This is a genomic window from Candidatus Paraluminiphilus aquimaris (assembly GCF_026230195.1).
Classification (GTDB): domain Bacteria; phylum Pseudomonadota; class Gammaproteobacteria; order Pseudomonadales; family Halieaceae; genus Luminiphilus; species Luminiphilus aquimaris.
The window spans coordinates 1,601,570-1,615,223 of record NZ_CP036501.1; the positions used below are offsets into that span (position 1 = coordinate 1,601,570).

The 13,654-nt window shown below is 54.1% G+C and carries 12 protein-coding genes; 10 read left to right on the top strand and 2 right to left on the bottom strand.

Annotated elements, in window-relative coordinates; translation table 11 throughout:
* Positions 1-66: 66 nt before the first annotated feature.
* Positions 67-1,317: a cytochrome P450 gene (locus E0F26_RS07335; protein ID WP_279241017.1), complete on the top strand. Its 1,251-nt coding sequence runs from the start codon at positions 67-69 to the stop codon at positions 1,315-1,317.
* Between the two features lie 72 nt (positions 1,318-1,389).
* Positions 1,390-2,160, top strand: a complete 771-nt coding sequence (locus E0F26_RS07340) for an SDR family NAD(P)-dependent oxidoreductase (RefSeq protein WP_279241018.1) — start codon at positions 1,390-1,392, stop codon at positions 2,158-2,160.
* A gap of 25 nt (positions 2,161-2,185) precedes the next feature.
* Here the strand turns inward: E0F26_RS07340 and E0F26_RS07345 are convergent, their stop codons facing one another.
* Positions 2,186-3,484, bottom strand: coding sequence for a hypothetical protein (locus E0F26_RS07345; RefSeq protein ID WP_279241019.1), 1,299 nt, complete (start codon positions 3,482-3,484; stop codon positions 2,186-2,188).
* 286 nt (positions 3,485-3,770) lie between these two features.
* On the opposite strand from E0F26_RS07345, the gene E0F26_RS07350 reads away from it, so the two are divergent.
* From E0F26_RS07350 to E0F26_RS07365, 4 genes are all read left to right on the top strand, one after another.
* Positions 3,771-5,003, top strand: coding sequence for an NADH:flavin oxidoreductase (locus E0F26_RS07350; RefSeq protein WP_279241020.1), 1,233 nt, complete (start codon positions 3,771-3,773; stop codon positions 5,001-5,003).
* A gap of 65 nt (positions 5,004-5,068) precedes the next feature.
* Positions 5,069-5,515 carry an SRPBCC domain-containing protein gene (locus E0F26_RS07355; RefSeq protein WP_279241021.1) on the top strand — a complete coding sequence of 149 codons (447 nt, stop codon included), beginning with the start codon at positions 5,069-5,071 and terminating at the stop codon, positions 5,513-5,515.
* Positions 5,516-5,544: 29 nt separating this feature from the next.
* The gene (locus tag E0F26_RS07360) at positions 5,545-6,423 is read left to right on the top strand and encodes an SDR family NAD(P)-dependent oxidoreductase (protein WP_279241022.1); all 879 of its coding nucleotides are present in this window, start codon (positions 5,545-5,547) and stop codon (positions 6,421-6,423) included.
* A 130-nt stretch (positions 6,424-6,553) separates the two neighbouring features.
* Positions 6,554-8,464, top strand: a complete 1,911-nt coding sequence (locus tag E0F26_RS07365) for a DUF3604 domain-containing protein (RefSeq protein ID WP_279241023.1) — start codon at positions 6,554-6,556, stop codon at positions 8,462-8,464.
* Positions 8,465-8,475: 11 nt separating this feature from the next.
* Here E0F26_RS07365 and E0F26_RS07370 read toward each other — a convergent pair whose 3' ends face one another.
* Positions 8,476-9,447, bottom strand: coding sequence for a phosphatidylethanolamine N-methyltransferase family domain-containing protein (locus tag E0F26_RS07370; protein WP_279241024.1), 972 nt, complete (start codon positions 9,445-9,447; stop codon positions 8,476-8,478).
* Between E0F26_RS07370 and E0F26_RS07375 the strand changes: the two genes are divergently transcribed.
* From E0F26_RS07375 to E0F26_RS07390, 4 genes are read left to right on the top strand one after another with little or no spacing between them, the layout of a single operon-like run.
* Complete coding sequence (locus E0F26_RS07375; protein WP_279241025.1) at positions 9,431-10,894, top strand: FAD-dependent oxidoreductase; 1,464 nt, start codon at positions 9,431-9,433, stop codon at positions 10,892-10,894. The genes E0F26_RS07370 and E0F26_RS07375 overlap by 17 nt on opposite strands.
* A gap of 12 nt (positions 10,895-10,906) precedes the next feature.
* Positions 10,907-11,548 carry a nuclear transport factor 2 family protein gene (locus E0F26_RS07380; protein ID WP_279241026.1) on the top strand — a complete coding sequence of 214 codons (642 nt, stop codon included), beginning with the start codon at positions 10,907-10,909 and terminating at the stop codon, positions 11,546-11,548.
* A gap of 12 nt (positions 11,549-11,560) precedes the next feature.
* The gene (locus E0F26_RS07385; RefSeq protein ID WP_279241027.1) at positions 11,561-12,640 is read left to right on the top strand and encodes an alkene reductase; all 1,080 of its coding nucleotides are present in this window, start codon (positions 11,561-11,563) and stop codon (positions 12,638-12,640) included.
* A 53-nt stretch (positions 12,641-12,693) separates the two neighbouring features.
* On the top strand, positions 12,694-13,563 hold the full coding sequence (locus E0F26_RS07390) for an amidohydrolase family protein (protein WP_279241028.1): 870 nt from the start codon (positions 12,694-12,696) through the stop codon (positions 13,561-13,563).
* The last annotated feature ends 91 nt before the right edge of the window (positions 13,564-13,654 follow it).

A 13,654-nucleotide genomic window follows, 5' to 3' on the forward strand; every position in this document is an offset into this window, starting at 1 on the left:
AGGTCTGAGTCGATGTTTGCCCGTATTAAGAACATCACCATCACTCAGCATTAGAGGGATTACATTATGTCTGGTTGTCCGTTTACCCATCCGCTTGACCTTGATGCGTATCGTTCTGGTATGCCCTATGAGGCACTCGCTGCTGCGCGTCAAAAAGGAAGCTTTGTCCGGTATGAGGACCCCGCGACGGGTGTTCCCTATTGGGCCGCGGTGAAACGAGATGCGCTGGATTTTGTTTCACAGAACCCTGCGCTGTTCTCATCGCAAACGGAAGGTCCTTTCCCCATGGAACCACCGGACGAGACCGCGCGCGAAGTCACCAAAATCATGAATGACAACAGTTTCATTGCGATGGATCCGCCTAATCACGTCACGCATAGACGCGTTGTGAAAGACGCGTTTACACCTAAGGCTGTGGCTGCCATGGAGCCATGGCTTCGTGAGCAGGCGAAGAATATTATCGATCGCGTCGCACAGCGCGGTGAGTGTGAGTTTGTCGAGGAGGTGGCGGCTGAATTACCCTTGATGGCGATCCTAGAGCTTTTAGGTGTGCCACTTGAAGACCGCGCGCAGTTCTTTAAATGGACCAATACCATGGCATTCGCCGATGACCCAGATGTCGCAGGGGGTATGGAGGACGCGCAAACGGCCTCGTTTGAAGTCATGATCTACGCCGCTGAGCTTGCCCAGAAACAACGCCAGGGTTTTACTGGCCCGATTATCCAAGCGCTCCTCGAGGGCGAAATAGACGGTCAACCCATTACCGATGACATGTTTTCATGGGTGTTTATTCTGCTGATGGTTGGCGGCAACGAAAGCACGCGGACTGCCATTGCGCATGGTTTGAGGCTGCTCATGGAAAACCCAGATCAACTGCAGCATCTTGTGGACCATCCTGAAGATATTGCGGCTGCCGTTGAGGAAATGCTGCGCTACAACACAGCGTTCATTGCCATGCGTCGGACCGCCACGCAGGACATTGAGTGGCAGGGCTATCGATTCAAAAAGGGCGACAAGATCGTCATGCACTACCACTCGGTGAATCATGACGAAGACGTGTTTGGCGATGACGCGCTCACCTTTGATATTCACCGGATGAAGCGCATGCCAACGCTCAATCGCGAGATTCGCTCCTTTGGTATTGGCCAGCACTTTTGTCTGGGCATTAACCTTGCGCGACTTGAAATGCGCATCATGTTTGAGGAGTTGCTGCCGCGCCTGAGGAACCCGCGACTAGCGGGCGATATTACCTATATGCGATCGTTCTTCATTTCGACAATCAAAGCGATGCCGATCGAATTTACACCGGAGCCTTAGCGTCCAATACGAGAACCAATTTAATAACGAGCGGGAAAGCGCGACGATAAAAGTGAAACAGAGGGGGTCGTCATGGCATTCACAGGTCAGTTAGCCGTCATAACTGGGGGTGGTAGCGGAATGGGTCAAGCCTGGACGAGACAGCTTGCCAAAGAGGGTGCAACCGTTGCCATTCTCGATGTGAATAGTGAAGGCATGGCTGAGACGGCTTCGGGCTTTGATACCGTGCATCGGTTTGAAGTCGACATTACGGACTCAGACGCAGTGGCTGGCGCTTTCAAAACAATAGAATCATCGTTAGGCCCCATCGAGCGAGTCATCAATGCAGCGGCCATCATGCCCTTTGGGCGTCTCGTTGACGAAGATCCGCGTGTCACCAATAAGGTAATGTCGGTCAACTATGGGGGCTTAGCGAATGTTGCCACCGCAGCTTTACCACCCATGCTCGAGCGAGGCTACGGCGACTTCATCAGCTTCTCGTCGATGACGGGAATCATCCCCGGGCTACTTATGGGCGCTTATGCCTCGAGTAAGGCTGCGGTTCAGCATTACAGCGAAATTCTCTACCACGAAAATCGCGACAGTGGTCTGCGCTTTTGTTGCGTTTGTCCGCCGGCGGTTGCAACGCCTCTGTGGCGACAAGCGGAAGCCACTGTGGTACCGAAGTTGCCGGCCAAGGGTGAGACGTTGACACCCGATGAGGTAATTGCCGAGGTAGAGCGGTGCCTCGAGAGCGGCAGGCCCTTTGCTTATCCGGGCAAGCAGACCAAATTCGGTGTCATGATGCGGCGCTTGTTCCCGGGGCTAGTATGGAAAGCGTCCCATGAGGCAGAGGGTTTCTAGGGTTTTGAGCGCATAGAGCTAGGCACTAGCCACCAAAGCGCTCATGAACTGCTCTGCGCCTGACCTGAACCGCGCTGCGTCGCTCCTTGGGTGATACCTTGGGAAGGTTCTCAATGTAAGTGGCTAACTCTTCAGGGGATAACACGCGCGTCCGTGGCTGATCTGCTTTAGTAGGTGGTGAGTCAAGACCCTGCCACCGCATAAAAATGAGCCCCTCATTATGGCCCGCCGGATCTAGCCAGTTTGCAACACCCGGATCCTCGAGTGAGATCAGTGCATAACAGCGGCTCTCGTCCTCACGACATCCCAACTGATTCATATTCAGGGTGCTCGTGTGGTTCTCGTAATCCATACTGACGAACCACCGATTGCCTAATTGAATCCCCATGTAAGGCGCGCCAGTATCTCCAAATTCAATGAGCATGGTCTCTTCAGGGGCGAGCTTGAAGTTGCCGAAGGCTGAGTATTGACCAACCAGACCACCCGGGGTTACCCGCATATTGAAAATAGAGTTATTGGGAACCAGCGACCACATGCGATCGGCGATTGCGATCCAGCTCGCGGTTCGATCGTACATGGACTGTGAGGTGCGTTTTAAACCGGCAGCCAACGAGGCTTCCGTTAACGGTGCGGGAGGCTCTCCATCGGTATCGAGGCGTTCGATGTACAAAGGGTCAATGCGCTCGGTTTCCCAATTGGAGTGCGTGAATCTGACTAATAGCGACTCGGCCCCCGGTGCATTTTTCATCCAGTTTTTGGCGTCATCGGGCCGCTCAGGGCTGACTATAATCTCAAAATTGCCCTCTTCATCGAGGACGAGGTCTTCGTCATACAGCACATCGACATTGGTGCTGGAGCCTGCGTTACCCACTCCTGGGACACCAATAACCAGCTGAAAAATGAGCTGAGTGGTATTGCCGCGCTTTCCATGAAGCCGATAACTACCTTCGTCGTCGAGCAGAGCGAAAAAGTAGTTATTATCGGGATTGTCGAGACCTGCCTTACTGGTCCAGTCGACACCGCGCATAGCGCGAGGGTATTCATGCGACATCAGCGCCCCCGATTTGATGGAGCCCACAATGGTGTACAGGACGCCGCGATAGGCCTCTGCCGCCGCTAAGGGATCGTCAAAATTTTCATGAGCTTTGTAAAGAGCCAAGGTATCGCGTTGAGCCTGAATAAACTCCTCGAAGGCAGCATCCATAGGATTCGAGGTATCTACTGTTTGTGCATCGAATCGTGGGGCAGGGGCCGTAAATCGGCCTGCGGTGAACCCCGCTGCGGTAACCGCTATGACAACGAGTAAAAGGGCAATTTTCTTCACGGTCGACTCCTGTGCCGTTAGAGGTTCTCTGTGCGATACCAGCGGATGGCATAGGACGGTGTCGGAAAGAGAGCGGGGTGTCCAGCCGAGCTCCTTAAACACTTTTTCATGACTCATTGCGCCAAATGCTGCCGATAGGAACATGGAGGTTCGGCTGAACTGGTCGTCCTGCATTACCCGCAGTAATTATCGTATTTCTACCCGTCTTCGGCTCGGTGTCCACCCTCCAAAGGGACGATGGTCTGGTAGGAGGGCTGGGTATACTGAGTCTCTATGACATTTATGGTTGAACGACGACATGTTATCGACAGCTTATGAGCCTTTGACCCTCGGTCCCATTACGTTGCCCAATCGCTTCATCAAAGCGGGCGCAAACGAAAACATGTCCAAGAGAGGGCGTCCCACACGCGCCATGCGCATGCATCATGAGGCGCTCATTAAGGGCGGCGTTGGTATGACCACCATGGCCTATGTGGCCGTTGAGAAAGACGGCCGAACACTGCCTGATCAAGTGTGGATCCATGACGAGGCTATGGCTGACCTGCGCGCGGTGACAGATGCTGTCCACGGTGCGGGCGGCAAAATTGCGGCACAAATCACTCACGGCGGTAGTTTTGTGACCGGTGTCTTTGTACCTAGACGCTTACAAAGCTCGGTTTCGGGGTTCAATCCCGCGGGCTTGCTTCGTGGGAATATGTTTCGTCGTGCGATGAATGAAAAAGACATGGCCCGTATGGTCGACTTATTCGTGAACGCTGCCGAGCGTTGCTTCGACGCGGGATTCGATGCCGTGGAGATTCACATGGGGCACGGCTACCTTTTGAATCAGTTCCTCTCCCCTCTCGATAACAACCGAAAAGACGAGTACGGCGGAAGCGCCGAGAACCGAGCGCGATTCCCGGCACGGGTGTTGAAAGCGGTCAAGGCCGCGGTAGGGGACCGCATGGCGGTCATCGCTAAGATCAATGTCGCGGATGGCCGAAGCAAAGGCGCGCAACTCGAAGACGGCATCGTTACCGCCAAAGTCCTTGAGGCGGCTGGCGCTGACATGTTGGTGCTCTCGGGTGGCCGTAACGTGGAGTCCGGCTGGTTTACCTTTGGCAGTAATATGAACTTGGATGCCATGCTGCGCGTGATGGGTAAGTGGTCTTTGAGCGGGATGGCGATCGCTTCAACCCAAGCCACTGTCCCCAAGATAGAATTCAAAGAGCTCTATTTCTGGGAGTACTCTACCAAGATCCGTGAGGCGGTTAATCTGCCGTTGGCGTATCTGGGAGGCATCAAGTCGGCGGACAATGTCGCGCAATGTATGGCCGCAGGCTTTGAGGCTGTCCAGGTTGCTCGAGCCTTTTTACGAGAGCCTGATCTGGTGAATCGCTGGCGCGAAGAAGGTGGTGAATCGTTGTGCGATAACTGTAATAGCTGTGTTGCCTACATTTACCACCCTGCGGGCACGTGGTGTATTCACCAACCAGCTAATAAGCTTGAAGATAATCAAATACTCGCATCAGCGGGTTAGCACGTGTTGATTCAGAGGCGTTAATCATTGCGTCTGACGACAGCACTAACGAGGGCGTCAATACGATGAAGATTGAGTTTTTGCGGGAGATCGCCGCGCCAAAAGAGATCGTATGGCAAGTAATTACCGACTTTTCGAGCTACGGTGAGTGGAACCCCTTCGTGACTGCATGCGATGCCGAATTGCGCGTAGGTGCACCTATTTCCATGACAGTTGCACTTGGAAGCAACACGCGTGATCAAGTTGAATTTGTGAGCCGGGTCGTCGAGGGCGAGCTTTTTGAGTACCGAATGAAACCTGTGGGCCTGCTGCTTCACAGTTATCGCCAACATGAAATTGCCGCGTCTGGCGATGGAAAAACAATGTACCGGTCGACCTTTGAGCTCAGGGGTTGGCTGTCGGGCCTCGTTAGTATGAGTTTGGGTTCTGCGCTGCGCGATGGCTTTCATGGCATGACCGATAGTTTGGTGAGTCGCGCCGAGAGCTTGGTGGAGCCCAGTGTCAGGGCCTAACGGGCCCTGGTTTTTTATCGGAGGAACTTATGGGTATCACTGATACACCTGTAGCGCTCGTAACAGGCGCGAGTCGAGGTGCCGGCGCGGGTATCGCACGCGCATTGGGGCGTCATGGTATGCGTGTTTACGTGACGGGTAGGGCGGAGACTGTCGGTAAGGCCAAAGGCTGGGATGGCGCGCCGCTTCCAGGGACAATTCATAGCACAGCCGCTGAAGTAACGGCGGCGGGCGGCGAGGGTATCGCCCTTCGTTGTGACCACGCAGACGACAGGCAGGTCGCTGCAGTGTTCGAGGAGATTCAACGTCATTCTGGGCGTCTGGATATCTTGGTGAACAACGCGACGATGATTCATCCGGAGCTGATTAGTCCTAAGCCATTTTGGGAAAAGGGTTTGGATGCGGCGGGTATATTAGAGGTAGGGTTGCGATCGGCGTATGTGGCGAGCTGGCACGCAGCCCATATCATGGTGCCGCAGGGTTCGGGCCTGATTGCCTTCGGTTCGTCCTTTGGTGCGAACTGCTACATGCATGGCCCTGGCTATGGGGCTCAAAAAGCCGGTATCGATAAATTTGCGCACGACATGCAACACGACTTTTCGAATACGGGTGTCAATGCTGTCTCGATTTGGATGGGCCCGTTGAAAACCGAGCGTGCACTCATGGCAGCCGAAGTGCATCCGGAGCAGTATGAAGAGATCATGAAGGTCGCAGAGACCCCTGAGTACACGGGGCACCTCCTTTACGCACTCTCGATCAGCCCCGATATCGATAAGTATGCAGGTAAGACCTTAGTTGGTGCCGAGTTGGGCATGGAGCTTGGCATACGCGATGAGGGCGAGTTCCGGGTGTCTCATAGGGCGATGCTGGGTGGTCCACCTGAGCGATCCGAGGCCATCATCTATTAACGCGGGGATAAAGCGTCCCTGTCACGTTATCGCAGCATGGACGCTCAGGAAGGGTAGTCAGAGTCACACAAGCCGGGTGAGCGAGAGAGGACCCAGAGCTTTAGAGGGATGAAGGAAACGTATGCAGCGAGTGACATCAAAAAAAGGTGCAACCCGAATTACGGCGCTAGTGGTTCTTGCGCTTCTTCTCTCTTATCTGACATACCAGCTGCTGACACCTATTGATGATCCATCGCTCGATGGGCCCCGCGTGACAGTGGTGCCTGTCCCAAACCCTAATGGGTTCGATGCGCCGCATTCGGTCGTCGCAGAGACCCCCCAAGTCTTCTGGGGTGATCTTCATATTCACACGTCGCTCTCCAGCGATGCTTTCACGATGGGCGTGCGAGCAGTACCCGACGATGTCTATCGGTTCGCCAAAGGTGAGACGCTGACACATGGCGCAGGGTATCCCGTGACCATTAGCAGGGCCCTTGATTTCGCAGCGGTTACCGACCACGCGGAGTACTTGGGACAAGCCAAACTCTCTGACTTAGATGTGCCCACGACGCGGCAGGCGCTGTCGGATATTCTCCGGCGAGAGAATCGACTCACGGTAACCCGGTCCTGGTGGGAGATCATGAGTCTGATCCGAGACAACGGCTTCAAGCTGACGCTCGAGGGTGTAGACGCCGACATAAATCGATTGGCTTGGGAAGAAATTATTGCGGCAGCAGAGCGCCATAATGCCCCAGGTGTCTTTACGACCTTTGCGGGTTGGGAGTGGTCCGCCGATGCGGGCGACGTTGGAACGCACCTCCACCGCAATATCATCTATGGCGGAGGGGGTTTGCCTGACATTCCCTTTAGCGCTATCGATGGGCCAACCCCTCCCGAATTATGGGCATTTTTGCGAGCCGAGCGAGCCCTCGGACGGCGAGTAATGGCGATTCCTCATAACCCCAACCTCAGCGAAGGACTCGCTTATCGCATTGCAGACGAGACAGGCAAACGACTCGAGTCGTTATCACCTGTCGATCGATCTGAGCTGGAACCTCTGAGCGAGATTTTGCAGATCAAAGGTAGCTCAGAGACACATCCACTGCTGTCGAGCCTTGATGAGTTCGCTGACTTCGAAATAGCGGGCACAGTACCGGGGCGTGACATGACATTGACGAGCGTCAAAGGGGCTTATGCGCGTGATGCGCTGCGAAGTGGCATCTCGATGTCGCACAGTGAAGGATTCAACCCCCTGAAGTTTGGTGTCATTGGATCAAGTGACAGCCACAACGCGACCTCCCCGAGTAATGAAAAGGGGTATACCGGAAAACTCCCCATGATGGATGGATCTGCCGGTCTCAGAACTGGCGCGGCAGGGCTTGGGCTCAACATAATGACGCCCGCTCGCAAGTGGGGCTCGGGTGGTCTGGCAGGTGTTTGGGCGGCTGAAAATACCCGAGAAGCACTCTTTGACGCCATGCAACGCCGTGAAACATTTGCCACATCAGGACCTAGAATCGTGGTGAGTGTTTTTGCGGGCTGGAGTTTCCCAAACCAAACAGCGACGTCGCCTAATTTTGATGCGATTGCGCGGGGTAAGGGCGTCCCCATGGGGTCTACTCTGGTAGCAAGCGGCGAGAATGAGGCGCCCGAATTTGTGGTGGTGGCCGAGCGTGACCCGGTGGGCGCGAACCTGGACCGCATTCAAATGATCAAGGGTTGGGTCGACGCCAAAGGTGAGAGCCAAGAGCGAATATATGATGTCGCTTGGTCTGGGGATCGCGTTATTGACAGTGTCACTAAACGACTCTCGCCTGTTGGATCCACTGTCGATGCCGCTGTAGCTACGTTTGATAACAGCATTGGCTCGCCTCAACTGCGGGCTCAGTGGAAAGACCCTGACTTTGACGCCAGTCAAGAGGCTTTTTATTACGCACGAGTCTTGGAAATTCCAACACCTCGATGGTCGACCTACGATGCTGTTCAGCTGGGTACCAAGCCCATGGCGCCTGTCTCGATTCAGGAACGCGCCATCAGCTCAGCCATTTGGTACCAACCCTAGTTTAGCAATACCTACAAGATGCCGGGGATGATGGCTTTGCGAGCCTTAGGGTAGTCATCGAAGTTTTTGTGGAACCACTTGTGCGTGAACAAGGCCCTCGGGATCAAGTTGCCCGCGGTCATAGCCAACACAAAGACAGCACCTAGGTTCCAAACCATAATGGCGAAGCCGGTGAAAGATAGAATTTCACCGAAGTACTGAGGACAGGTCACCCATTTGAAGCCGCCGCCATAGGGAATCTTATAGCGTGGCTCGTCTGGACTCGGATTGGGTGCGCGAAGATTTCTTAAAATGCTGTCTGAGTGCACATTGAGCGAGAAACCAATGACATAGACCACAAGGCCAATTTGAAAGCGGGGATCACTAAACCATGCGTCAGTATATTGCTCACCGAATTGTGTCAGGTAGGCGGCATTGAAGTAGCCGTGTAAAAAAAGTGTTGCCCACCCTGCAATGACAACACCGAGCGAGAAGCTCGCAGTTGAGCCTGGCTGAACCCTCATCAGCATCGGCGCCACAAGCGCGCGGTTGGTATAGTGGAACATCCAGACGGCTAAGAAGAACAGCGGCACACTTTGATCGGCGTTAGGCCCCATGAAAAAGACGACGGGGAATACCAGTAGTCCCGGTAACTCCATAAGGATCCATCCAGTTTTAGAACCTAACTTGATGCCCTTGGCTCGCTTGCCACCCCCAAATCTGCCGCCATAGGCCGCCGTGCCAAAAACGCTAGAGACCATGACGAGTAACGAATAAGCGAAGCCGACGATGAGAAGCGTGTCGTAGAGTGTATTCCCGGTATACCACTGCATATGCGATGTCCTGTTATCGATTAGTGCCGCGGCGCTAAAGGTCGCCCCGTCGCGATGTATACGCAAGGGTTCACCATCGTCCAAACGGAGGCAGAGACGCGCAAAGGTAGTCGATACATTGGTGGCTATACCGATAAAAACAGCGAGGAGCACCGTGTCCTTTTCACCCATATTAGAAAAAGACGTCGTCACTTGGACTGATAAGAAAGACGTGCTGGTTGTCGGGTTTGGTGGTGCCGGTGCCTGCTCGGCGATCGAAGCGTTTGATAATGGTGCATCAGTTGCCATTTTTGAGGCGGCCTCGGAGAGTGGTGGGTCAACAAAGTTGTCCTCAGCGGAGCTTTACTTGGGCGGAGGCACAACGGTACAGAAGGCCGTCGGTTATGATGACTCGGTGGAAGATGTCTACGGATACCTGATGGACTCCAACGGCCCACAAGCGGATGCAGCGAAGGTTAGGGCATACGCAGAGGGCGGTGCGGCACATCTTGATTGGCTCATGGCGCTCGGCGTCCCTTTTAAGATGTCAGAGTATCCTCAGCGCGCAATGATGGCGTTGACCGACGACTGTTTGTTGTACACCGGCAGCGAGAAGGCCTGGCCCTATGTTGATAAATACAAGCATGCTCCGCGCGGTCATAACCTCTATGTTGAGGGAGATAATGGTGGGCCCTTATTCGTCAAGATTATTACCGAGGCGGTAGAACAGCGCGATATCGATATTCATATTGAGGCGCGGGCTTTGCGCTTGATTGTTGACGCTTTTGGGCCTGAGCAGCGTGTCGTCGGACTTGTGGTCCGAGAAGATATGCAAGAGCGGTATTACCGTGCAAATAAGGGCGTCATTCTCTGCGCTGGTGGCTTTGTGATGAATGCCGAAATGATGCAGCAATATGCGCCTGAGCTCGCAAAGGCGGGAACTGTTCCGATCGGTAATCCAAACGATACTGGTGGCGGCATTCAAATGGGATTAAGCGTTGGAGCGCGTGCAATTAATATGCACGAGGGGTTTTTGAGTGTTCCTTTTTATCCTCCGGCTACGCTAACCCATGGAATTTTTGTCAACGGACAGGGGCAGCGCTTCATTAATGAAGATGCCTACCATGGACGCATAGGCTGCTACCTCGTGAGACAAACCTACCCGGTTTACCTCGTTTTGAATGTGGAAGATTACGCAGACTACGAAACAGCGAGTTGGCTTGCGGCGCCGGTGGCTGGTACAGGGGAGACAGTGGCAGAGCTCGCCGAGGAACTCCGTTTGCCGGACAGCGGGTTGATCGACACGATAAACACTTACAATCTCGCGGCACAGAGCGGTAATGATGAGCAATTCCATAAGTCTAAGGAATGGCTAAAGCCCCTGACGGGGCCCTTTGTCGCGCTGGATTGCACGCCGGGAGCCGGCGCTTTCCTACCGCACTTTACCCTTGGCGGCTTGGATACCACGGTGGACGGTCAGGTCTTGTCAGTGCAGGGTGATGTCATATCAGGACTTTACGCCGCGGGTAGGACGGCCTGTGGTGTGCCGCGTCGCGGGGACGGCTACGCGTCGGGAAGCTCTGTCGGTGACGCTACGTTTTCCGGACGTCGCGCGGGCCGTCAGGCCGCTATCGCTTAAGAGGAAAAGAGGATGACTGACTCAGCACTAATGGCTCGCATCGATCGCTTAGAGTCTATCGATGAAATTCGCCAACTGGCTGCGAAATACTCGTTGGCGCTCGATATGCGCGACATGGACGCTTTAGTGAATCTCTTCCCCGAAAATGTCCGTGTTGGCAAAGATAAAGTCGGGAGGGCGCATTTTAAGCAGTGGATGGACGAGACGTTGCGAGTGCAATTTACGGGGACTTCGCATCATATTGGCAATCACATCATTGAGTTCGAAGACCCTGACCGCGCTGTCGGCGTCGTGTACTCAAAAAATGAGCATGAAACGCCCACGCAGGACGGTGGGTGTGAATGGGTGATCATGCAGATGCTCTACTGGGATCATTATGAGCGTATCGATGGGCGTTGGTATTTCAAACGGCGGCTTCCCTGTTATTTTTATGCCACTGACCTCAACAAGCCGCCCTGCGGTGACAATAAAATGCGATGGCCAGACCGCGATCATTACGATGGCGCCTTCCATAGCTTGTTTCCGAGCTGGCAAAAGTTTTGGAGTGAGCCTCCCTCTGAGGAGCTTCCCACGGTGGCGGCACCTGCGCCTTACGAGCAGTTTTTGAAAACGATGCGGGCGGGTGTTGAAAACCCGAGTATCCGAACGCGTTAAAGGATTTTCTCTATGAACCTTGAGCACTTGCTGTCGCCCCTGACGGTCGGCGATATGACACTCAAAAACCGCGTCATCATGGCACCGATGACGCGTAGCCGGGCGTCACAAGTTGATGATTGCGTCTCGGCGCTTCATGAGGCGTATTACTCGCAACGGGCCAACGCGGGCTTGATCATTACGGAAGGAGTGCACCCCTCATTTGATGGCAAGGGTTACAACCGTACCCCCGGTATTTGCAATGACGAGCATGTCGCGGCTTGGTCAAGGGTGACATCTGCCGTTCATAGAGCAGGTGGTCTTATTGCCTGCCAGCTAATGCATTGCGGTCGTGTTGGTCATCCCGACAACAAAGCGACGGGCACACGGATGCTGGCGCCGTCAGCCATTGCCGCGCGAGCCGAAATTTTTACCGAGCAAGGTATGCAGGCCATGCCTGAGCCTGAGGCGATGACGGTCGATGAGATTGCGGGGGTCATCGAGGATTACCGTCAGGCGGCTGAACGCTGCAAGGCGGCGGGCTTTGACGGCATTGAGCTGCATTGCGCATCGGGTTACTTGCCCGGGCAGTTTCTCGCATCAGGCAGTAATGTGAGAGAAGACGAGTACGGTGGCTCTCTTGAGAACCGGTTGCGGTTTGTTGCGCAAGTTATCGATGCGTTAGCGAGTGTGATGGGTATAGCGCGAGTTGGACTTCGAATTTCTCCTGGAAATCGTTACAACGACCACGTCGATGCGGACCCTCAAGCAACCTATGGTGCTCTACTGAGAATGGCACAAAGAAAAGGAATAGCGTGGATTCACGCGATTCGCATGCCCTCGACAGGGATCGACAGTCTCGCTCTGACCCGAGACAATTTCTCAGGCGTACTTATCGGAAGTGACAGCTTTACGGCAGAAGAGGCCGAGACACGCATCGCGGCAAACGAGGTTGATGCGGTCTCCTTTGGGCGCTTGTATATCGCCAACCCTGATCTTGTTGCGCGTTTTGAATCGGATGGGCCTTACAACGACATGGACAAGCGCACCATTTACGGGGGGGAAGGCGCTAAGGGCTATACCGATTACCCCCTTCTTTCGGGTGATGCATAAATGAGCGTCAGCTTGTAACGTACGCCAACGACTGAGAGACCAAGGAAAGCACCATGCCTATGCCGACGGATGTGCCTGTCATCGACCTGATGCTCGCCGTACCCAATGATGACACGTCGAATTTTTACGACTTTATTCGCCCGTTGTTGATGGATGAGCAGAGCCGGCAAATGTTCAAGATGCCCGCGCAATACATGTTCAAAGACCTCCCTAAGGTTGGTAAGCGCGATGATTACATTGCCTATACCTTGGAGAAGATGGACGAATTCAATATCGAAAAAGCGATGCTGGGTGTCGACGAGGGGCAGTACGAGACGCAGTGCGAGGCGGTGAAAAAACATCCCGATCGTTTTTTTGCGTCCTACGACTGCAATCCCAATAACGGGATGGATGAAGTCCGCAAAATTCGTCGCCTTAAAGAGCAGTACGACATCAAGTCAGTGAACGCTTTTCCTTCGGGGCTCTGCCCTCAGGTCTCGCTCTCGGATAAGAAGTGGTATCCCATCTTTGTCACCTGCATTGATCTTGATATTCCTTTTTGCCCCTGCGTTGGTGTGCCCGGTCCCCGTATTCCCATGGAGCCTCAGAAAGTGGAGCACCTCGACGAAATCTGTTGGTTTTTCCCCGAGCTCAAGGTGGTCATGAAACACGGTGCGGAGCCCTGGACAGACCTGGCTTGGAAGCTCATGCTGAAATATGAAAATCTGTATTACATGACCAGTGCGTTTGCACCCAAGCACTACCCCAAAGACATTGTGCATTTTGCCAACACACGCGGTGCTGAGAAGATCATGTACGCCGGCTACTTCCCCATGGGCCTCTCGTTGGAGCGCATCTTTGGCGATATGCCCAACGTCCCGTTCAAAGACGAGGTTTGGCCGAAGTTCTTACGGGAGAACGCAAAACGCGTGTTTAAGGTCTGAGTACCCGCTGGACACAAAAAACCCCGCTCCAGGCGGGGTTTTTTTAAATTGAGGCTGCGGTGTTATGACCGCAGCTCTGTTTCTCCGTTTG

Bases quoted from the DNA above. Each gene is read 5' to 3' on its own strand.
- E0F26_RS07385 (WP_279241027.1), top strand. From the start codon at position 11,561: ATGAACCTTGAGCACTTGCTGTCGCCCCTGACGGTCGGCGATATGACA.
- E0F26_RS07335 (WP_279241017.1), top strand. From the start codon at position 67: ATGTCTGGTTGTCCGTTTACCCATCCGCTTGACCTTGATGCGTATCGT.
- E0F26_RS07370 (WP_279241024.1), bottom strand. From the start codon at position 9,447: ATGGGTGAAAAGGACACGGTGCTCCTCGCTGTTTTTATCGGTATAGCC.
- E0F26_RS07390 (WP_279241028.1), top strand. From the start codon at position 12,694: ATGCCTATGCCGACGGATGTGCCTGTCATCGACCTGATGCTCGCCGTA.
- E0F26_RS07340 (WP_279241018.1), top strand. From the start codon at position 1,390: ATGGCATTCACAGGTCAGTTAGCCGTCATAACTGGGGGTGGTAGCGGA.
- E0F26_RS07360 (WP_279241022.1), top strand. From the start codon at position 5,545: ATGGGTATCACTGATACACCTGTAGCGCTCGTAACAGGCGCGAGTCGA.
- E0F26_RS07355 (WP_279241021.1), top strand. From the start codon at position 5,069: ATGAAGATTGAGTTTTTGCGGGAGATCGCCGCGCCAAAAGAGATCGTA.
- E0F26_RS07380 (WP_279241026.1), top strand. From the start codon at position 10,907: ATGACTGACTCAGCACTAATGGCTCGCATCGATCGCTTAGAGTCTATC.